Source organism: Bifidobacterium sp. ESL0690 (assembly GCF_029392315.1).
GTDB lineage: Bacteria > Actinomycetota > Actinomycetes > Actinomycetales > Bifidobacteriaceae > Bifidobacterium.
In genome coordinates, this window is sequence record NZ_CP113939.1 from 675,567 (window position 1) to 696,934 (window position 21,368).

The 21,368-nt window shown below is 53.1% G+C and carries 20 protein-coding genes and 1 tRNA gene; 16 read left to right on the plus strand and 5 right to left on the minus strand.

What is annotated here, in order from left to right:
- Positions 1–164: 164 nt before the first annotated feature.
- Positions 165–1,271: a diacylglycerol kinase family protein gene (locus tag OZX62_RS02670; protein WP_277176480.1), complete on the minus strand. Its 1,107-nt coding sequence runs from the start codon at positions 1,269–1,271 to the stop codon at positions 165–167.
- A 456-nt stretch (positions 1,272–1,727) separates the two neighbouring features.
- Here OZX62_RS02670 and OZX62_RS02675 point away from each other — a divergent pair, with 456 nt between their 5' ends.
- From OZX62_RS02675 to OZX62_RS02695, 5 genes are all read left to right on the plus strand, one after another.
- Positions 1,728–3,110: a hypothetical protein gene (locus OZX62_RS02675; protein ID WP_277176481.1), complete on the plus strand. Its 1,383-nt coding sequence runs from the start codon at positions 1,728–1,730 to the stop codon at positions 3,108–3,110.
- Between the two features lie 474 nt (positions 3,111–3,584).
- Complete coding sequence (locus OZX62_RS02680; RefSeq protein ID WP_277176483.1) at positions 3,585–4,937, plus strand: aromatic amino acid transport family protein; 1,353 nt, start codon at positions 3,585–3,587, stop codon at positions 4,935–4,937.
- Positions 4,938–5,102: 165 nt separating this feature from the next.
- The gene (gene serS, locus OZX62_RS02685) at positions 5,103–6,389 is read left to right on the plus strand and encodes a serine--tRNA ligase (RefSeq protein WP_277176484.1); all 1,287 of its coding nucleotides are present in this window, start codon (positions 5,103–5,105) and stop codon (positions 6,387–6,389) included.
- A gap of 235 nt (positions 6,390–6,624) precedes the next feature.
- Positions 6,625–6,709, plus strand: a tRNA-Ser gene (locus OZX62_RS02690).
- 351 nt (positions 6,710–7,060) lie between these two features.
- Positions 7,061–8,008, plus strand: a complete 948-nt coding sequence (locus OZX62_RS02695; RefSeq protein ID WP_277176485.1) for a hypothetical protein — start codon at positions 7,061–7,063, stop codon at positions 8,006–8,008.
- A gap of 264 nt (positions 8,009–8,272) precedes the next feature.
- Here OZX62_RS02695 and OZX62_RS02700 read toward each other — a convergent pair whose 3' ends face one another.
- Both OZX62_RS02700 and OZX62_RS02705 read right to left on the minus strand, forming a co-directional pair.
- Positions 8,273–8,734: a GNAT family N-acetyltransferase gene (locus OZX62_RS02700; protein WP_277176486.1), complete on the minus strand. Its 462-nt coding sequence runs from the start codon at positions 8,732–8,734 to the stop codon at positions 8,273–8,275.
- Between the two features lie 132 nt (positions 8,735–8,866).
- Positions 8,867–9,247: a hypothetical protein gene (locus OZX62_RS02705; protein WP_277176487.1), complete on the minus strand. Its 381-nt coding sequence runs from the start codon at positions 9,245–9,247 to the stop codon at positions 8,867–8,869.
- Between the two features lie 724 nt (positions 9,248–9,971).
- Between OZX62_RS02705 and OZX62_RS02710 the strand changes: the two genes are divergently transcribed.
- From OZX62_RS02710 to OZX62_RS02750, 9 genes are all read left to right on the plus strand, one after another.
- A complete protein-coding gene (locus tag OZX62_RS02710; protein WP_277176488.1) occupies positions 9,972–10,145 on the plus strand; it encodes a hypothetical protein in 174 nt (57 codons plus the stop codon).
- 325 nt (positions 10,146–10,470) lie between these two features.
- Entirely contained in the window at positions 10,471–11,151 is a 681-nt protein-coding gene (locus OZX62_RS02715; protein ID WP_277176489.1) for a hypothetical protein, read from the plus strand.
- 394 nt (positions 11,152–11,545) lie between these two features.
- Positions 11,546–11,818 (plus strand): hypothetical protein, encoded by a 273-nt coding sequence (locus OZX62_RS02720; RefSeq protein ID WP_277176490.1) that lies wholly within the window; start codon positions 11,546–11,548, stop codon positions 11,816–11,818.
- A gap of 8 nt (positions 11,819–11,826) precedes the next feature.
- Positions 11,827–12,219, plus strand: coding sequence for a hypothetical protein (locus tag OZX62_RS02725; protein WP_277158851.1), 393 nt, complete (start codon positions 11,827–11,829; stop codon positions 12,217–12,219).
- Positions 12,213–13,685, plus strand: coding sequence for a polymorphic toxin type 44 domain-containing protein (locus tag OZX62_RS02730; protein WP_277176491.1), 1,473 nt, complete (start codon positions 12,213–12,215; stop codon positions 13,683–13,685). The genes OZX62_RS02725 and OZX62_RS02730 overlap by 7 nt, the downstream gene beginning before the upstream one ends.
- Positions 13,636–14,073 carry a hypothetical protein gene (locus tag OZX62_RS02735; protein WP_277176492.1) on the plus strand — a complete coding sequence of 146 codons (438 nt, stop codon included), beginning with the start codon at positions 13,636–13,638 and terminating at the stop codon, positions 14,071–14,073. Before OZX62_RS02730 ends, OZX62_RS02735 begins: the two co-directional genes overlap by 50 nt.
- An 89-nt stretch (positions 14,074–14,162) precedes the next feature.
- Positions 14,163–14,519, plus strand: a complete 357-nt coding sequence (locus OZX62_RS02740; RefSeq protein WP_277176493.1) for a hypothetical protein — start codon at positions 14,163–14,165, stop codon at positions 14,517–14,519.
- A 94-nt stretch (positions 14,520–14,613) separates the two neighbouring features.
- Positions 14,614–14,760: a hypothetical protein gene (locus OZX62_RS02745; protein ID WP_277176494.1), complete on the plus strand. Its 147-nt coding sequence runs from the start codon at positions 14,614–14,616 to the stop codon at positions 14,758–14,760.
- A gap of 22 nt (positions 14,761–14,782) precedes the next feature.
- Positions 14,783–15,397 (plus strand): HAD family hydrolase, encoded by a 615-nt coding sequence (locus OZX62_RS02750; RefSeq protein WP_277176495.1) that lies wholly within the window; start codon positions 14,783–14,785, stop codon positions 15,395–15,397.
- 13 nt (positions 15,398–15,410) lie between these two features.
- Here OZX62_RS02750 and OZX62_RS02755 read toward each other — a convergent pair whose 3' ends face one another.
- The gene (locus OZX62_RS02755; protein WP_277176496.1) at positions 15,411–16,169 is read right to left on the minus strand and encodes a response regulator transcription factor; all 759 of its coding nucleotides are present in this window, start codon (positions 16,167–16,169) and stop codon (positions 15,411–15,413) included.
- 166 nt (positions 16,170–16,335) lie between these two features.
- Positions 16,336–17,892, minus strand: coding sequence for an ATP-binding protein (locus OZX62_RS02760; protein WP_277176497.1), 1,557 nt, complete (start codon positions 17,890–17,892; stop codon positions 16,336–16,338).
- A 112-nt stretch (positions 17,893–18,004) separates the two neighbouring features.
- On the opposite strand from OZX62_RS02760, the gene OZX62_RS02765 reads away from it, so the two are divergent.
- Both OZX62_RS02765 and OZX62_RS02770 read left to right on the plus strand, forming a co-directional pair.
- On the plus strand, positions 18,005–20,131 hold the full coding sequence (locus tag OZX62_RS02765; protein WP_277176498.1) for a PspC domain-containing protein: 2,127 nt from the start codon (positions 18,005–18,007) through the stop codon (positions 20,129–20,131).
- Between the two features lie 32 nt (positions 20,132–20,163).
- Positions 20,164–21,195 carry a hypothetical protein gene (locus OZX62_RS02770; protein WP_277176499.1) on the plus strand — a complete coding sequence of 344 codons (1,032 nt, stop codon included), beginning with the start codon at positions 20,164–20,166 and terminating at the stop codon, positions 21,193–21,195.
- Positions 21,196–21,368 lie beyond the last annotated feature (173 nt).

Consider the following 21,368-nt stretch of genomic DNA (forward strand, 5'->3'; position numbering starts at 1 on the left):
GGAACTGACCGGTTACGCCAAGTCATGAGAATCGTTCAGGCGTGACCGGTTATGCGGAATAGTGGCCGTTTCGGTTCGGGTATGCTGACGTAGAAATATCCCAACCGAGATTATCGGTAAGTGATAATTGATGTTGTCGCCAAGATGGCGGTCGTAATTATGGTCTACTGATACTGTTCGATTTCGGCTTTGGCCGGAACGCGGACGCGCAACGACTTGGGCTCGAGGCTGAAACGGATATGGCTGGTGGAGCCGAGCATGTCGCCGTCGACCTGGGCCAGCGCCGGCTTTTCGAGCCTGATTTCGGCCTTGACGCCCTGAATCTGATCCATCGTGGAATTGGTGGAAAGCGGGCTTTGCTGGGCCTTGCCGGTGATGGTCTGGTGCATTACATCGCCGAAGAGGTTCATCCAGCCCAGGATGCCGCCGGAAGTGTCGATGATTTCAAAATCGAGCAGGCCGTCGTCGAACGAGGCGTCTGGCATAAGTGAGAATACTGGGATTTGGCCGCAATTGCCGGCCATAAAGGTGCGGAAATGTACTTCTCCGACGGTGTGCGAGCTGCCGTCGGCGCTGGTAATGGTGACGGCCCCGCGGTATTTCGGCGCGAACAGATGCTTCATGCCGCCCGAGAAATAAGCGAGCCAACTGATGCTTTTCTTCAGTTCCGGGTCGGTGTCGCTGATCATGTCGGCGTCGAAGCCGATGCCGGCGATGATAAGGAAGGCGTGCGCGTGGTCCTCGTCGGGCTTGTCGAGCAGGGCCATGCGTCCCATATCGACCATCCGTTCGCCATGCGAAGTCGCGATAGCCAGTGCCGCGTTGATGTCGTCGACGGGGATGCCCATATTGCGGGCGAAAAGATTGCCGGTGCCGATAGGAATGATGGCCAAAGTGTGGCCGGTCCCGCTCACGGCGCTCGCCACGGTGCGCACGGTGCCGTCGCCACCCACCGCAACCAGCACGTCGGCCCCATGGCTCAACGCTTCAAGCGCGCAAACCCGGCCATCGCGTTCCAGCGTGGTCTCGATGAATTCGATGTCGGTGATGTTGTGGTCTTTGCAGAATTCCTCGATATGCAGACGTGAGCGTGCGGCCTGCGGCTTCGACGGATTGATGATGAACGCATAGCGTACCTGGTCGTCGTCGCGTTCGTTGAGTTTCTGCACCCTGCGCCAACGCTTCCATGCGCGCCATATCAACGCGGCGGCAACGGCGAGAACACATACCGCGACCACGGCGACGATGACGAAAAGCACAGTTCGAGACATGGCTCTATTGTGGCGCGATACGGTGACGTTGCGCCCGAAGTTGAAAAAAAGATGAACAAATCTTACACGTTGGCTCGCTTTAGGCAAGGAAACAAAAACGAAACAATGCCGTCTCATTATTTGTCACCGGCTTATCGGCAACGGACTGGCTTTAATATACTGTGAACCATGTTCGACAAGGGAATTGAAGCAGGCACCACGGCAAATGCCGCATGCCGTACCTTGATTGCCCATGATGCGAACATTTTCGCTTCGACCCGTCGATCGCATTCGTCGTCGACCGTCGTCTGCAGCGATATTTCGGATTGATTTATTCGGTTTTGTAAACATTCAAATATTGCATTATCGCAACGGCATATCTGCCCGGTAACGTGTGATGTTTTGCTTCGTATTGGGCGGTGACCTATTGAAGCGGATTGAGAAAATCCAACAAACATGAGGGGAAAGTGGATTGGTATGACGAGTGAAGAAGAACGCCCGGTAAAGCGACGGGCAGGTGATGCCCAAGCCGGCGCGACGGCCGGGGCGCAGAAACCCAACGGCAATCAAACCGACAAGGATTACAAGACCGACAAGGCCTACGCACTGAAATGGCACGGCCAGGACGTGCGTTGGATGCTGAGCCTTTTCGGCACGGCCATCGGCGCGGGCGTGCTGTTTCTGCCTATCGACGCGGGTGGTGCGGGCATCATCGGCATCGTGCTGATGCTGCTCGTGGCCTATCCGCTGGCCTATTTCGCGCATCGTGCGATGTGCCGGTTCGTGCTTTCGGCCAAGAATCCGGGCGATGACATCACCGACGTGGTCGAGCAGCATTTCGGCTTCGGTTTCGGCATGGTCTTCACCATTATTTACTTCGTCGAGGTTCTGGTCATCCTGCTGATGTATTCGGTCTCGATTACCAATACCGCCCAAAGTTTCATCGTCAACCAGCTGCACATGCCTGCGCCCCCGCGCTGGCTGCTTTCCCTCGTGCTCGTTGGCGTGTTGATTCTGATCATGACCTGTGGCACCCGCGCCGTCACGCGCGTCATGAGCTGGCTGACGTGGCCGGTCATCGCCGTGCTGGTGATTTTCGCGCTGTATCTCATCCCGCGCTGGAACCCTTCCATGCTCACCAGCGTTCCACGTGGCGCTTCCGGTAGCATCGATTTCGGTGCCCTTGCGCTCGATCTGTGGCTTCTGGTTCCCGTCATCGTCCTCACCTTCGACCATTCCGCCATCGTCTCCTCCTTCTCCGTCAATGTCCGCAAGCGTTACGGCCAGTATTCCGACGACAAGATCGGCAAGATTCTGAAACTCGGCGAGCCCATGATGGTCACCGTCGTGCTCTTCTTCGTGCTGAGCAGCGACCTGGCGCTGACGCCCGGCGATTTGGTGAAAGCGAAGGCGCAGAACGTTTCCATCCTGAGCTACCTCGCCAACATCCTCAATACCCCCGCCATCTCGTGGATCGCCTCCATCACCGCGTTCGTCTGCATCTTCAAGGCGTTCCTCGGCCATTATCTGGGTGTCGAGGAAGGGCTTGGTGGCATCATCCGCAAGGTGACGCATGCCAAAGGCGTGGTGGTCGAGCGCAAGAAGCTCAGCGCCGTCGTCAACATTCTGATGTTCGTCGCCTGCTGGCTTGTCGCTTGGGCCAACCCCTCCGCCATCGGCATGATCGAGACCATGGCCGGACCGCTCATCGCGTTCGTGCTTCTGCTTCTGCCGATGTACGGCGTCCACAAGGTGCCCGCGCTCAAGAAGTATTCCCACAAGATCAGCAACGTGTTCATCCTGGTCGTCGGCGTCGTCGCGGTCAGCGCGATCTTCTACAACATCGTCGAGCTGTTCTGACGCTTCCTTTCCTTTTCGCTCAAACAGCCTGCGTGCCTGCAATTACGGGTGCGCAGGCTGTTTTTATCTTTCGTGGTCCATTTTTATAGTCCTTTTGAACTGTATTGTCTCAAAATATGTCAGGGAATTTGTTTTCCTCGTTATGCGGCTATATATTGTCGTCTATGTTCACTTTGGCAATGGAATCAGGCGTCGCGGCAATGCCCGCGCGTCGGTTCAGCGTTGCCCAAAGTTTGAATGTCTCGCGCTCGGCTCGTCGATCGTTTTCGTCGCTCGCCGCCGGTCGCGATATGTCGGGTTCATCGTCTGAACTTCGTTAACACCGCAATATCGCATTCCGCGTCGGCAAGGTTATTGCCCGGTAATGCGTGATGTTTTGTTTGGTTATTGGGCAGTTTCCCAAGTCGAAACGGATTTTTAAATAAATATCCGAAGAAATGTTCCAAGAAGCAAAACATCAGAAAGTGGTATCCCATGGCAACAGCACAAAACCAGCCGGCAAAACGACGAACGCAAGACGTAAAGACTGAAATGCCCAAAGAGAAGCAGGTCAGCGAAGACTATGTGCGCAAATGGCACGGCCAGGACGTGCGCTGGATGCTGAGCCTTTTCGGTACGGCCATCGGTGCGGGTGTCCTCTTTCTGCCGATCGACGTAGGCGGGGTCGGTACGCTCGGCTTGGTGCTGACCATCATCATTGCGCTGCCGTTGGCCTATTTCGCGCACCGAGCGATGTGCCGGTTTGTGCTTTCTGCCAAGAACCCGGGCGATGACATCACCGACGTGGTCGAGCAGCATTTCGGTTTTGGTTTCGGCATGGTGTTCACGCTGATTTATTTCGCCCAGATTTTCGTGCTGCTGATGGTCTATTCCATTTCCATCACCAACACCGCCGAAAGCTTCATCGTCAACCAGCTGCACATGCACGCGCCGCCGCGAGGGCTACTTTCCCTGATTCTGATCGCCATCCTCATCGTCATCGTCACCTGTGGCACCACCATCGTCACCCGGGTGATGAGCTGGATGACGTGGCCGGTCATCGCGGTCCTGGTCCTGTTCGCGCTTTACCTTATCCCGCGCTGGAACCCCTCCATGCTCACCAGCTATCCGCAGAACGCGGGCGGCGGCCTCGACTTGGGCAAGCTGGTGCTGAACCTGTGGCTGCTCATCCCGGTGATCGTGCTCACCTTCGACCATTCCGCCATCGTCTCTTCCTTCTCCGTGAACGTGCGTCTGGAATACGGCGCGAAATACGCCGAACGCAAGGCCATCAAGATCCTCAAGGTGGGGGAGCCCATGATGGTCGCCGTCGTCCTGTTCTTCGTCATTTCCAGCGATCTGGCGCTTGACCCGGCAAGCCTTGCCAAGGCCAAGGTGCAGAACGTTTCCATCCTGAGCTACCTTGCCAATATCCTCAACAGCCCGGTCATCTCCTGGGTGGCGGCGCTCACTTCCTTCTTCTGCATTTTCAAGGCGTTCCTTGGCCATTACCTCGGCGTCGAAGAGGGACTTGGCGGCATCATCCGCAAGGTGGCGCAGACGCGGAACCGCGTCATCAAGCGCGGCCCGCTGCGTGTGGCCGTCAATGTCATCATGTTCTTCGCCTGCTGGTTCATCGCTTGGGCAAATCCTTCCGTCATCGGCATGCTCGAGACCATGGCCGGTCCGCTGATCGCCTTCGTGCTGATGCTCCTGCCGATGTATGCCATCCACAAGGTGCCGGTCTTGCAGAAGTACAAGGGCAAAGCCAGTAACGTGTTCATTTTCGTGGTCGGCCTCATCGCCGTCACCGCAATCTTCTACAACATCGTGGAACTGTTCATGTGATGCGGGGCGGTGGTCTTTTGGAGTGTTGAAATGCGTTGCGGTAAATAATAAATTTGGATAACAGATATTGATATGTAAATATGTCAATAGAGGTGAAACGGGGCGTCTGCAGGCGGGTTTGCAGCCCGGCCATAGGTGTCCCTTTAAGAAAGTAGGGTTGAGGATATGCTAGATATTCAATTTATTCGTGAACATCCCGATGTCGTGCGCGAATCCCAGCGCAAGCGCGGGGAATCCGTCGAGCTTGTGGACGAGGTTTTGAAGCAGGATGAGACCCGCCGCGCGGCCCTGAAATCGTACGAGGAGGCACGTGCCAGCCAGAAGGCCATGGGCAAGAAGGTCGCCCAGGCTGCGCCTGACGAGAAGGCCGCGCTGATCGCGCAGACCAAGGACTTGGCCAACAAGGTCGCCGAATACAAGAGGACTTCCGACGATGCCGCCGAAGCCTACACCAAGGCCATGTGGCAGTTCTCCAACATCGTCGAGCCCGAGGCTCCCGAAGGCGGCGAAGACGATTACGTGGTGGTGCAGAAGGTCGGCACGCCGCGTGATTTCAAGGCCGAGGGCTTCGAGCCCAAGGACCATCTGACGCTGGGTGTCGGCGTGGCCGGCATCGATATGCGTCGTGGCGTCAAGGTTTCCGGATCGCGCTTCTACTTCCTGCGCGGCGCCGTCGCCCGCATGCAGATCGCGATGCTTACCATGGCTGTCGATCAGGCCGAAGAGAACGGCTTTACGCTGGCCATTACGCCGACGCTTGTGCGTCCTGAAGTCATGGCCGGAACCGGCTTCCTGAATTCGCATGCCGATGAAATCTACCGTCTGCGCGAACCTGACGATCAGTACCTGGTCGGCACCTCCGAAGTGGCGCTCGCCGGCATGCATGAAAACGAGATCCTTGACTTGGGCAACGGGCCGCTGAAGTATTGTGGCTGGTCGAGCTGCTACCGCCGTGAGGCCGGTGCCGCGGGCAAGGATACCTCTGGCATCATCCGCGTCCACCAGTTCGACAAGGTGGAGATGTTCGTCTACTGCAAGCAGGAGGAATCCCGCGAGATGCACAAGCAGCTGCTTGGCATGGAAGAGCAGATGCTGGCCAAGGTCGAGGTGCCCTACCGCACCATCGACACCGCCGCCGGCGACCTCGGTTCCTCCGCCGCCCGCAAGTTCGACAACGAGGCTTGGGTGCCGACGCAAGGCCGCTACCGCGAGCTCACGTCCACCTCGAACTGCACCGAGTACCAGGCCCGCCGCCTGAACATCCGCGAGCGCACCGAGGACGGCTCCACCCGCCCGGTCTCCACCTTGAACGGCACGCTGGCAACCACACGCTGGCTCGTCGCGATTCTCGAGAACCATCAGCAGAAGGACGGTTCCATCGAGATTCCGAAGGCCATGCGTCCCTACATGGGCGGCCGCGAGGTCATCGAGCCCACCAAATGGGAGGCGTGAGACTTCTAGTCTTCGTTATTGAAAAGCGTCATAACCAAGCCGTCAACAACCACTGAACGGTTTGGTTATGGCGCTTTTCTGCAGCTTGGCGATTGTTGCCCGGTTGAATTTTGCTGGCTGTGTGTTTATGCACTGAACGCGGGGTGGTCGCTGACAGAGCGACGCGCCAACTGTCTGCGGGCGGTTGCTATAATTTCATACGTTGCGTTTGCGGTGCAAGCCGTTAACGCAACATGGACAGGTGTCTGAGCGGTCTAAAGAGACGGTCTTGAAAACCGTTGTGGGGCAACCCACCGCGAGTTCGAATCTCGCCTTGTCCGCATTACAAATGGGTTCTGGGCGGTTGGGTCATCCGGAACCCATTTCGTTTTGCTGATGAATCAGATGCAGGGTTATTGGCCGGAAAACGTGTCTCTAGTCGATGTTGTTGGGGTATCTGGTGGCGGTGTGTAGGTCGTTCCATTCGGGATATAGGCCCAGATACATGTCCAAAAATGACCTACAACCTTTCTGTTGCATATTTCGAGTCCCCTCGGGACGAACTCAAAGCTCGCTCCGGCTCTCAGTCGTAATGTTTAAGGCTCTGATTTCGGACACGCACTTTATTCAACATCCCAACTTGACTATAGTTATCGTTAGATTTCCTGTTTCGGTGACAATGAGGTGAAAATATGAGAGTAACAGTGTTGAAGAAAGTTTTGTCTGTCGTTGTTTCTGCGTCATTTCTGCTTGTTGGGTTGCAGGGTTGCAGCTTATCGACGAGAAATTCGGAAAATGGTTTTAAACCCAATGCAGATGCGGGTACAAGCGAAAGACAGTCCGCACAGGTTCGTGAATACAAGGGCGGGTTATCAGTAAAATCGGTTATCAAAGATTCAGGTTATAAGAATTTGACACAGGCCATCAACAGTGCGCCAGACAAAGTCGAAGAGTACGTTAGAGACTGGCTGATTGAGAAAGGAGGTTACGAGCGCAACCAAACTATGCGTTTCGAAAAAGACGGTAATATCTCAAAGATGAGTGTCGAGGCCGGAACCGGCAATCTTTTTATCTACATTCCTACTGTCAGCGATAAACAGTGCAAAGAAAATGAATTTTGTTTGGGATTCAGCTCCTTTACGGATTCTCCCCAAGGGCCGGTAGGATATAACTATTACACCGAAGTGGCTGGTTCAATCCCGACGAAAGAACAAACAGACCAAGTAATAGCCGATGAGCGTCTGGAAGATTGGGGTGACCCGTATAAAGCTGGCCTATCCGCTGAAGAGATAGCCCAAGCCACAGGCTATACTTCAATGGAAAAAGCTTCAAAGGGTGACTACAAGAAAGTCACTGATTTTATCACAACTTGGATGAACAAACATGGCTACAGCAAAATTCGTTGTGAATTGCACGATGATTATCTTACGGTAGATGCTGATTTTTCTGCAAATGGCCATAGCGGTTCAATAAGCATCATTGTTTGGTATGAAACCGAAAGGAAAGATTACGATTTGCGGAACTTCAGCCTAGATTATTCTTCAAAAGAAAACAGTTATCGATTTTATTCTCATCGATCCGATAGGATCCCAACAGCCGATGATGCAGAGCGGCTGATGCAAGAAAAAATATTAGTATAAGTTATATTTCTGTGATTTTGGTGTGGAAAATAAGGTGTGTCTGAGCGGTCCTCGACTGCTACGATGGTCGAATCGTGCCGTTCGCTGACCGTCGGCTTCGGGTTCTTGAACTAAGCTCCCAGTTTTGTCTTCTTTTTCGCAGCATTTTGTCACTCGCAATCGTATCAGCTCTACTAGTTCATCAGGGTTAAATGCCAAAATGAACTTTTGGTATTTAACCCTGATGAAATACTATGACAGCAGCAGCTAGACGCATTGAAAAAACTAATCTTGTGCTCGTTTCTCCAACACCATATCAACGTGCGGAATACCATCTTCCAGATACACCGCCGAAATGGACTTGAACCCAAATGAAGCGTAGAAATCCTTCAGATAGCTTTGCGCTTGGATTTTGACGCCTTGGCCTGGGTGCCGCTTGGCAATCTCCTGAAGAGTTGTGCTGACAATCTGTTTGGCATATCCGTGACCGCGATATTCCTGAACTACCAGTACTCGTCCGAAACTGATGTGGACGCCATCGTCATGCTTGATGATTCGCGTGTAGGCCGCCAGCTTGCCATCGCGCTGCAACATGACATGGGTCGCAGTGAAGTCCTTGTCGTCGACTTCTTGGTATGGGCAGTGCTGTTCGACGACGAATACCTTCACACGTTCCCGGAAGATTTCCAGAAGTTCCGAAGGGTTAAGTTCGTCGGTGGTCTTGATGGTCAAATCCAGCTCAGACATCCGTGGCACTCCTATTTCAGCTATCGCACACTCGTACAAAAAGAAAAATCGGTTGGTGGGTGCGGACGTTTTCTTGTACTGTGCACTCAAAAGTAAGAATAACCAGTGGATAGGATTTCTACCTTCTTATCGTTAAGCCTGCGGCTGTTCATTATATTCTTGGTTGATAGTTTTTGGAGTCTCATGATTATTGTGTCGTTGGGGTTCTCCTCCGCGTAATGTGGCGGGCAGTGCTTGATTCAACGGCGTAGGACATCCTCTTCTTCGTTGTATCTCTTGAGTTTGTGGAGGATGATTGCCGCCTGTTCGGTGTACCAAGGCATTGGGAATCGTGTTCCAATAAGAATGCAGGACACCGATCGCGATATGTTGATTATCTGAAAGGTTCGGATAATCGTCTTCAAGGCTGCTCTCTGAGATGGTCGGGTTTGTCAGGTAGTCGAAAGCGTCCTGCTCTAGACAGTCCAAGAGAATCGCACATGTCTGTTTTTGATCTTCATCTATTTGACTCATCGGGCACCTCGCTGGCAATGGGATTGAATCCTCGACGGCATATTTTTCATTATATTGCGGTGCCGATATGAGTCTTGATTGACGGGTAGAGGCCCAAAAATGAAGTAAGGAGTCTTTTGATAGTCAAAGGAGAGCAATTGAAGATTCTTGGTAAGGGTGTCGATAATCTCATTCGAAGATTTATCTCGTAGTGCTGCGTGTCGTATAGGCCCGTATGTAACCGTGAAGAAACATTTCTAGCGGGGCGAGATGCGGGGCGAAGCACCCGTTAGTAATCAGCAGAATCCCAATGATTTCAACGAACTAAGCCATGGTTTCGCCCGAATCTCGCCTTGTCCGCTGTCAAAGGGTTTCAGGTTTTGGCCTGAAGCCCTTTTGTTTTGTCAAAAATAAATTGAAAACAAGTTCTTAAGAGAATCGACCGTTGGGCTGGTAGTCGATTGATTCGACCCCAGCCCGCGGCTCAAACAAGGAGGATGCAAAAGATACGCCCTGTCGTGTGACACCGTCCGCTAAAGCTTATTTGCCCGACTTTATGATGCGAACGGGTGATGGAGCCACCCGACATGAACCAGTATAACGCATCCTCAGAAATTCATCTTTGCGATACAATGAATCCATCGCCAAAATCTTTATGATGGAAGTTTGCGGCGGTCGCGCGGGCTGCCCGGTTCGTGCGCCGTCGCCGCGTCACCCGTGGCGCGGCCAAACAAGGATGGGTGTTATGCCCAAAACACAGAAAGGACCTGACGGAGACAACTATCTGAGGGAGTCCATCGTGGCGATTATCGCCGCCTTGATAGCCAAGGCGGACAACATCGTCACCGATCTCATACTCGTAGCCGTCATCGGCTACCTGCTGGCCATGGACTACCACTGTAGGCATGGCCGCCGCTAGGTAAAAGCCCGCCCGGTATCGTTCCGGGCGGGTCCCTTTCTTCGGCTGAGTTAGTTTTTGGCTGTTGCGTTTATGAATAATTTATGTTTTGCAAGTCGTTTTATAATTTTGGCAATCCAAAGGATTATGCGAACAATGATGTGATCACTGATGTCGCTATATTGATTGTCGTGTTGCTTGCGAGCTTCGCTGTCCCATTTTTTGATTGCCTCAATGATTGTTCTGAAGTTGCTTCCCAAGATTGGCATCATCTGTTCATCATTGGAATACATCTGAAGCCGGAAGGGACCGGATTCGTAGCAAGTGGATGTGGAGTTATGTCCTAATGGGCAATAATACTGAACCTATGAAGAAAGACGTAGATGTCAAGAAACTGGTCAGTGCTGCTTTTAACAAGGCGTTGGAGAGCCAGTATCCTGTAGCGAAGAGTATTGTCGCCTCTTATAGGGGTAAAAATCCAGGGAAGACGCCGAAACAGGCAATTGCTTATCTTAAGAAGCTGTATTTGAGCTCTGTTGGTGTTTCTGGGTTTGCTTCCGGCGCTTCGGCTGCCATACCTAACGGTGTAGGTCAAGTTACTGTCACCGTCGCTGATTTATGCAATTATCTTGAGTCTTCTGTGCTTTATGTATTTTCAGTTGCTCATGTTTATGGTTTGGATCTGTCTGATGAGGTGCTCAGGAGATTTCTTGCTCTTGTTGTTCTTGTCGGGGACAGTTCCGCAACCACTGTCGTCAACGCATTGGGCAAGAAGACGGTTCCGTATTGGAGTGCAAAAATAATCGATAGGATTCCGATGTCCTCTCTCAATGCAGTCAATAAAATACTTGGAAAGCGATTCATCACTAAATATGGAACCAAGCAGGGTGTTCTGGTTTTGGGCAAACAGCTGCCTTTCCTGATTGGCGCTGGCGTAGGAGTTGCTGGCAATGAGGTATTTGGTGCCGCTTCCGTAAAGGCAGTTACTAAGTTTCTTGGTCCCGTTCCTGACACTTGGAGTGAGTAGCCAAAGCGGGAAAGATGCTTATGCAATCAATGACTTGACAATTGTCTTGGTTAAAACTATAGGTTCGATTTCCGCAGAGTTTACACTATTCGAGGTTGAGGGTGTACTCCAGAGATGAGGTAGACGACCGCGATGGGCGATGTACAGGCCGTTGGCTTTGAGCCAATCGAGCACCTTATGTCCCGGACATTTAATTCACGTTTAATTTTCATGCTTTTATTGTCTGTGATTCCAAAGTTGGATGGGTGCCAGAAAATGTGTCGAGGATGTGCGGTTCGTCGGATCTTTGTGCGTGAGCGGTGTGAAAAGAAGATTAGTTAAAAATATTATTAATAATTACAGTACGATAGTTTGATATAACGTTTGCTCATGTCTATGGACTGGGAGATATCGCATGGCAAAAAGGGAAATCAAATCGAGCGCTGTTGCGGCCCAAGAAGCAATCGGCGAACTGACCGGTCTCGATGCGTCGGGTTTCGCGAACCAGTCCGTGACTATGGGGTCGGCCACGGTCGCATCTATGCAGGCTGGTGCGAGTCTGTGCAACGCGTTGATGATTGACATTTCCAATGTGGTTTCCTGTGTTCTGCTTCAGGCCAATAAGTTCCCGCGGATCGCGCATGTCATCGAGGAACGAGACGAAGCCGCCTCGCAACGATGGAAGTGAGATGAATTATGGGATACTATTCGGGGAACTCTGTCGCTCATTCGAAGCCTTCCGGTGATGAGGAAGAGGATTTGAAGCGGGCCGAACGTCTTCGTCAAATCACTTCGGAACAAGAGGATCTGGAAAATCTACGCTGGCATGAAAACGCTTGCGATGAGCAGTTTGTCGAGGAGTTCTCAACGCTAGCAGGGCGAACGCGGCAAATATATGAAGATGCTGGTGCTGCTCTTTCGCAACGCAAGCAGGAACAATTGGCCATCATAGAGGACGTTGAGAGAAACGTACGTGAGTCGGCGGAACAGCATAGCGATGAGGTCAACAGATACTGTTTGGACGCTTCGATGCGGCTGGATGAAGAGGCCGACGGACTCAGGAAGAAAAGAAGGGATTCACGATGGTAGTCTATGATTCCGGTGATTCGGACGCCTTGATGAATGCTCTGCAAGCCAATTTAAAGGGTGCCGGTGAGGTGTTCGGACGGCTTTCAAAAGGCAGTAGTCATCTTGTGGATACTGTGAACTCTGGGATGCTGAAGGGGGCGGCGTATACGGCCGGCAGGGAAATGTTCGTCATGTATATCGACCCGATGGTGCAAAAACTTAGCGAGGCCGTCGGGGACATACAGAACGATTTGAACGCATACCGAGCCTCCGACGGAGAGATACGCGCAATTGACAGTCACATCGACGGTGAAGATGTCAAGAAAAAGCTCGACAACACGAACCATATGATCGACGTCGTGCAGCAAGAGATCAAAGACCAAAAACGGACGTTGAGCATGCTTGTCACTTCATCGGATGAGATAGGTGCTTCGGAGGATAACTATAAAATCAGGGATGGGGTGAATTCCTCGATTGATAAGCTGAAAAAGCAGCTTAGCAAACTGGAAAGTCTGAAGGCCGATTACGACGAGGAAATCGTTGCCCTTAACACGTTCACCAACGACACTGCATCTCTGTTTAAAGATAGTGCACAAGTATTTAAAGATGCGATGCGGGGCGTGAAGGTCATCAACAGCACTCGCGCCAATGCAGACGGATCAATCGTCTTCCCGCCTGGCGCCGATATGAGCTGGTTGGCAGCATTAAGGAAAGACAAACTCTCTACCCCGGTTGACAAGCGAGACCCGAGTACCCTGCCTGACTCCTACCGCGCCAAAATCAAGGATATCCAAAATGATCCCACCATCACTGATTCAACAGAAAAAGCCAAAAGAATCAGAAAGGTTTACGAGGAGTGGTTGCATTCCTTGGCACCTGATGCCTTCGATGATTATGCCAAGGCCAGAAGAGAATATGATAAGAAAAAAGCAGAGTGGGAAAAGAATCATCCTCACCAAAAGTACGCCATTGGTCCGGACGATGATCCTGATGTTCTCGCTGCCGATAAGAAGCTTACTGAGGTTCTGCATTCCACCCACGTCGACATCCGTAAAGTTGTTCGTGGCTTAGGAGACGATGTTGCCAGGATTTCCGGAGCCGATGACTTAGGCGAATTCTACGATATGGTACAAACCAAACATGCACTCGATCTGAAAAACGCTACGCGTGGCAACGATACCTATTCCATATGGTCGAGGGGATGGGACGGCAATCCCACGGAAAAGAATGGAGCGCCTCAAGGGGACTTCCTAGGCAACTACTTGTACGGCTATTATGGTGACCAGGTTGGCATCGGCACGGACATGCTCAAGGCTGGTGCCGGTATCCAGCAAATGATGCACGATAACGGATTCCATATCAAGGGTGACAAGGACAACATATTTAAAGATTGGGGAGATAATCCTGGCGATCAGCAGGCGATTCAGGAAGGGATGGATGACTATGGGCGACAAAAGGAAAAAGAGCAGAGTGAAGGCAGTTATTAGGCGGCACAGGTCGGGAGCCATTATCATTGGTGTTTTTGCTGGCGTTCCTCTCGCTGTGATTCTGCTGGTCGTGCTGCTGATTCTTGGGGCGAATCTGAAGATGGAAGTGATTGATCCGACCTACTGGCCGTATCAGGAGAAGACGGTGTCCAAGGTAGAGAATCGAGGTGACCCAGGTGATGACGGAACATTGACAGCTGTATGTAATGACAGTGCGGATATAAGGATTGCGATTTACAACAACAAAGGCCGCCAAATCCGGTCTTTCAACAATGTCGGACATTTGCAGGTCGTTGTGCCTCCGGGGGCGACGTATACATTCGTTGCCAAGAATACTACTGGCAATTGGACTCATGCTAACGTGCGTGAATGCGACACTTACAGCTGAAGTATCAACCATAAAGGATGCGCGATATGGTCAAAAATATGGAAAGGCGTGGGATGCGAGCTGCTGTTAATCGGCATAAGGTGGCTATTGTGGCTATTGGTATTCCTTTTACGGCAATCCTGTTGGTCGTGCTGCTGGTTCTTGGGTTGAATCTGAAGATGGAGGTTATTGATCCGACTTACTGGCCGTATCAGGAGAAGACGGTGGATAGCGTTGACACTTCGTACAGTGAGGATGGTGTGCTGATGTGTCTGGCCAATGAGAGTCCTGATGTCACGGTCACTATCTATGACGGCGGGGGACACAAGGTCGACTCCTCCATTGGCGGGCCCGGGTTCGAATGGCAGCTTAGCGTTCCCGGTAAGACGAAGTACACGTTCAAGGCGAAGAATACCACTGGTCATTGGGCCCATTCCAATGTGCATGAGTGCGAGCCCTATAGTTGACGTGCGGTTTTGGTGGAGGCGGATACGTCGTGTGTCAGAATCGGGGAGACAATCCTGATGATCAGGATGCGATTGAGGAAAGGAATCGATGCGTATGACCGGGAATGCCAAGAGGCACGGAATGCGGGCGGCCGTTAAACGGCACAAGACGGTCATCATTGCTGTTGGTGTTCCTCTTGCCGTTCCTCTCCTTGTTTGGCAAATCGTCTATAAAATTGCTGAAGCGGAAAAATTCGACTGATGGTGTGAAGGATGCGTTGTTCTTGAAGACTGCAATAACCGACGTGGTGTTTGGACTCGATAATGTGCTGGTTCAATGGGACGGTCGGCGGCCGATTACCGGACAGTATCCCGAAGGTATCGCGGATATGATGTTTGACCCGGGTGATGAGTGGGGGATGGAGTTTTACTTGGCGATGCTCGAATGCGGATGGAGCGAGGAACGGGTGCTCGCCTCGTTCGAGTTGCACCATGGGCCGGCTATTGCTTGGGTGCTTAAGATGTACCTCGATCACGAAGAGGACGGATTTGTCGGTATGATGCCGGGGATGGGTGATTTATTGCGAGATCTGGACGTTGCTGGGATTCGGTTGTGGGGACTGACGAATACCACGAAAAAGCATCTGGCCTTAGCGCAGCAGCGTTTCCCGGAACTTGGCTTGCTGCGAGACTTTATGGCTTCGTCTGAAGCAGGGCTCCGTTTGCCTGACCCTGTTCTGGTACGTCATGCAATTGAACGTTTCAATATTGATTCAAGAACCACTCTGTTCGTCGATAGCAATGAGCCAATCGTCAAGAAGCTTGAAGGCTTTGGCTTCCAAGCGGTTGTATTCAAAGACGCAAGCAGTTTGCGAAACAAAATTTCAGCGCTCGCTTGAATTTTTTGTGTTCTCATACAATCCGACGATCAGCGGCCCAGCGGGTAAGTTCGGTGCGGTTGGAAAGCTGGAGTTTTTTGAGCACGGCGCTGACGTGGGTTTCCACCGTCTTGATGGAGATGAACAGTTCTGCGGCGATTTCCTTGTAAGTGTAGCCGCGCGCGATGAGGCGCATGACTTCCTGCTCGCGGTGGGAGAGTTTGTCGAGTTCGTCGTCATGTTCGGCCTGTCCTGTGCCTTGGAAGGTGGAGAGCACGAATCCGGCCAGTTTCGGGGAGAAAACGGCGTAGCCTTCGTTCACTTGGATGATTGAGGAAATCAGGTCATCGCCGCTGATGGTTTTGGTGACATAGCCGCGTGCCCCGGCTCGGATAACCGCTCCGACATCCTTCGGGGAATCGGAGACAGAAAGCGCGAGGAATGCGGAATCGGGGGAGAGCGGGTGCGATTTGATGAGGATTTCCGCGCCGCCTCCGCCTTCGCCTCCGGGAACGTGGACGTCGAGCAGCACCACGTCCGGCTTCGTGTCGGCAATCATCGCCACCGAGCCTTCGACATCCGGCGCCTGCCCGACGATGGTGAAATGCGGGCTCAGCGTCGCGATGACACCGGCACGAAACATCTCGTGGTCGTCGACAACGGCCACGCGGATGGCGCGATGATCGCCGAGCGGTTGATTGCCGTTTCGCGAGTCGGTATTCGCCTGGCCGGACTCGGCCGCGCCGCCGGTAGATACGCTTTTCATGTTGTTGCCGTCACCTGTCTGTCTCATACTGTTGTCAATCATATCTGTTTGGTTCTATCCGTATTGTCTGTGATTTTGGTTTGCCTTAATAGTCGGTAATTGGTTTATGTCCGGGACGCTGATATTGTGCCGGTTTGTATCGGCGTGGATTGATTGCCAAAACGTAACGATTGCATTGTCCGTGTGCCGTGGTTCATCGTTTGCCTGTTTCTGCTTGAGCGCCTTCTGCCGTTGTGCCATCCGCACTGCCGTTTTCCTTCGGAATCGGCATGGTCATATGGACTTCCGTTCCCCACTTTGGACGCGAAATGATGTTGACGTTGCCGCCGCGTCTTTCGATACGGCCGATGATGGACTGACGGATACCGAGTCTGTCCGGTGGGATAGCGTCCTGATCGAATCCGTTGCCGTGATCGCGCACGAAGACCTCGGCCTGCGCGGCGCCTACTTCGCAATAGACCGAAATCGGTTCCGCTCCATGCTGCGCGGCGTTGAGCATCGCCTGTTCGCTGGCGTTCAACAGTGCGTCGGTCTGGGCGCTGGGCTGCGTATCGCCGACGGTTACCACGTCGATGGGCTCGCCGAACTGGTCTTCGATGCGTGCCGCAATCTCTTTGAGCCCGCTGCTCACCGATCGGTCAGAAGGTATCCGTTCCTGATACAACCATCGACGCAACTCGCGTTCCTGCTTGCGCGCCAGTGTAAACACGGTTTTCGGTTCGTCGCTGTGTAGTTGGATGAGTGCGAGGGTTTGCAGTACGCCATCGTGCAAGTGCGCGGTCATGTCGGCTCGCTCCTCTTCGCGTTCCTTGAGCGCGTGCTCATGGCTCAGTTCGTGGATGAACCGGTTCGCGAGCGGAATGATAGCCAACGCGACCCCTGCCAGAAGCGCGACGCCGGCGATAGCTGCGGAAAACGGCAGATGATGGCTGAATGTATAGGAGTCGGCGCAAATGAAGTAGCCAATCGCCATCAGCGCCACGCCGATAAGCAGGTAACGTACCTGCCCGTCCTCAGCGTTGAAGCGGATCCATGCCACACCAATACCGCACAATGCCATGAAAATGCCGAAGGTAAGGTCGCCGGGCAGCGGACTGGTTTCCAAAACAACCGCCAGCGCAATCAGAGCAATGCCAATCAGTGCGATAATCGACGGTTTCGAAGCGCTTTTGAAGGCCTGCGCAAGGTTTTCGGGGGCATTGCCTGTTTCGCCGTTTTCTGATCCATTGGCGCCTGCATTGCCGGTTGTAGCAGATGACGATGAAGATGGGTGGGCTGTTTGTTGCCGGGTACCAGAGAAATTAGTGGCATTGGTGATATTGCCGGATAGGGGATTGCTGACGTTTCCATATTGTGCGTTTGCGATATTGTCGGCATTGCCATATGACAAAGGCGCGTTCGCGGCCCTTCGTTCGGCTTCGCGCCGTTCCTGTTCGGCGGTAACCGGGTCTCCGGCCGGAACGAATGCCCACAAGAAGATATAGGCTACGATGCCCGCGCCGAAAAGAAACGTTGCAGCGACGAAAGCCAAACGAATCCAGACCACAGGCACGCCCAGGTGCAGGCTCAAACCCCGGCAGACCCCGCAGAAGACACGCTTCTTTTTCGGACGCAGCAACGGCAGTCGTTGTTTCGGGGTCACCGGAAACCCGCTCGCCGGCGTATATTGCCGCCAAGCGTACGTTGGCTGGTTATGCGGGCTTTGGTACGGGCCGCGGCGATTTTCCGGTGCGTTCTTCGATGGCTTCATACTTCCATTGTGCATGATTTTGCGGTTTTCAGGGTGCGTTCCGGCAAAAATCAGGGTTAAATCAGGGTGTTCCCTGACCCCTTTCAGCGTTTCCGAGTGCTGTAATGGAACCATGAGCAACAACACATTCGGTCACGGCTACCAACAGCCGAACAATATGAGCAACCCTGTTCCGCCGCGGCACGACAAGATCGACCGCTTCTTCGCATGGATTCGCGGTAGCGGCCTGATGCGCGGCAACAATCGCTGGATCGCAGGCGTATGCGACGGCATCGCGGTGCGTTACGGGCTCAGTCCTGTTTTCGTGCGTGCGGTGGTCGCGGCTTCCACGCTGATCTGCGGTTTTGGTGCGGCGTTCTACGCGGCGGCATGGGTGCTGCTGCCGGATTGCCGCGACGGCAGGATTTCCGGCGAGGAGCTGGTTTACGGCCAATGGCAATGGTCGTTATTGGGCCCGATTATTTTCATGATTATCGCATTCTGTTTCCCCGGTATCGGTGTTCTGCTGTCCATCATCGCCGTGGCGGTATTGCTGATTATGATCAACAGCCTTGCGAATAAGGCACAGCAACAGCGCGGAGCCGCTTATGCGAACAACGGACGGCAGGGGCAATATCAAAGCCAGCCTCAAGGCGAATATCAAGCTCGCTCGCAGCAGCCGCAAGGCCAATACGGTCAATCGCAGCAGCCGCAAGGCCCATACCAGACTGGACCGATGCCGTATGCTCCTTCTGGCAGCGCAAATCCGACGTTCTACGGGAATACGAATTCCGCGCCGTACGCTGCGCAACCTTGGCAGCAAACACAGGGTAATTCACAGGCCGGAACCCAGAGAACCCAGGGGATGCAAGGAAACAACGAGGCGACCTTTCGTGAACAGAATGGCGTGAACGCGGACGATCGCGTTGAAAATGCCGATGCGAACGCGAATGTGCGTCAGACCGATTCCAATCCGGAGCCGGATGAATTAAAGGATGACCATATCAATAACGTTGATTCCAGCGATACCGGATTCGATCAGAATCGCTTTGGCAATAGTGGCCAGACCTATGCAGCCGATGCCCGGAACTCGCAAAATGGGACTTGGAACGAGCGTCAAAATGCTTCCCGCTTCAACGGCCAGCCTTCCAGGCAATCTTGGGCATCGCCGTTTGCCGCGGGTACAACGCAGGCATCCGCCGCTCCTCCCACTTATATGGCCGAACCGACGCAGCCTTACCAACAGAGTCAGGTTCAAAGCGCAGCGAGGCCGTGGGGACCAAGGCGTGCGCGACGTAAGCCTGCGGGATTCGTGATCGTGCTGCTGGCGCTTGGCGCCATCCTTCTTTCGGGTGCGCTCGTTGCGATGCATTGTCTCAGCAATGGTGGCTATATCAGCACGTTCTTCCGATACGGAACGTACTGGATCGGCGGGGTGTTGCTGGGCTTGGGCGTGCTCATCGCCGTCCTTGGCTTGGCCGGGCATCGGGCCGGAGGGTTGCATCCCCTGGTCTGGGTTGCAGCGTTCATGGCGGTCGTGTTCGTCATTGGGGATATCGGCTATTCGACTATATTGACCAGCATGGAACAAGCGAATACCACATATCATCATGTTGATCTCAGCGGCTACAAAGCTATTGACGGCAGCGATGATCAACAATTTAAGAAGCTTGAGCAAGGAATTGCTGTTAAGGGGGAAAGGCTTGATGATCAGGCGCTCAACATTGATATGAGTGATTATGCCAAGACCCATGGCACGCATAAGGTCACTCTTGTGGACGGCACCACTGTCGAATCTGGCTGCCCAACCGGTACGATTAAGTTGACGGCACAACAGGCCACGGTATTCGTTACATTGCCTGCAGGCTGTTCATATGGGCTTACTGCCGATTACTCGGATTTGGGGCCAGATGGCCTTAGCGATGCTGAGAGAGACCTCACAAGCGCAGGATATCCGTTGAGTACTGGCATCGGTACCAGATCTTTGGGCAATGGCTATGTGGCGTTGATGAGGGGAGAGGCAATCGAGGTTTTCGGTTCCAGTCGTGAGCTCATCGCCTCTGACAGCAAGTATAGAAATGAAAAGGAATATCAATGGGCTATAAATATGCAAAAGTTGCCAAAGAACAGTGTCGAGCTTCGCATTGAGGTGTCCTATGTTGTCGAAGGCCGCGTGACGGTGCAATATCCCGAGGAAAGCATGGTGCCCAGTTACGCGCAATTCGTCAAAGGCAAAACAGCTGGAACATGGGGGCGATGAAAATGCGTGACGAATCCAATAGGGAGAACGAAATGACGGATCTGACTTCTGATAACGACTTGGTTGAAACCCAGACGATGCCGGCTCAGAACCTTAGTGCTGATACCGACGATATCCACGATAACGAAGTTATGCCTGCCCAGAACGGCAATGACGATACTACGGAAACTACACTGGCTCAGCATAGTGCTGCCGATGCCGACGATACCGAGGCTATGCCGACTTCGAACGGTAACGACGATACTACTGAGACCATGCCAGTTTGGGAGAGTAGCGCCGATGCCACTGAAACTGAGGCTATACCGGCTAACGATGATACTGCTGAGACTATGTCAGTTCAGGATTTCGATACCGATGCTGTTGACTCTGAGGCCGCAGCAGTTCAAAGTAGCGCCGACGATACTACTGAGACCTTGCCGGTGCAGGACGCTGATACCGTTACGACTGGCACTGAAGACGAAAAACTTGCACAAAATGATAATGCTGCAAGCGATTCGTCTGAGGCGGGGGAAGGTGGAAGTGAAGCTGGATCCCGGCCTGGAACTGAAACCGCAGTAGGCACCGAAACCGAGACCGGGATTGAAATGGTGACTGAAACTGAAGCTGGGGAGGAGACCAAAACCGGAACTAAAATCTGGGATGAAGACGAAACCGGCACTGCTTTCTCCGATGCGTCAAGCCAGATCGGATATGTGCCACCGCAAGCCGCCAGATATGTACCGCCATCGAATTTCGCCAGCGGGCCAGCTCCTTCCGGTGCCTACGTGCGCGTGCCGCGTGACATGCCGCAGCAGATGCCAAAGCCGCAGCCGCCGACTGGGCCGAGCAAAGCAACCATCATATTCAGCCTGTTGCCGCTGTGTCTTGGCGCATTGATGTTGATTGTCGGTTCGGCGTTCCCGATGGTGTTCATGCCGGTATCGGGAGGTGCCGATGTACGCTCGCTGATTGCTTTGTTCGTCGTTGTGCTGGGGGCATTGCTGATTGGACTGGCTGTGCTGCTTGGCCTGGCATCGCTGATTCACAAGGGTACTGTGAAATGGAAGGCCAGAAGACGGCAATAAGCTGCTTCTGGGATAATGGCGGTTTATCAACGATGTCTGCGCGACGATCATGACGTTGCGCAGACATCGTTTGGTTTGTTAAGCATTGCATTAAGCAAGCAGAACAGTGGCAGGACATTCCGGTTGATGAATATGGGGATATCGGAACGTTATTGCTTCGTTACTTTGGTTTC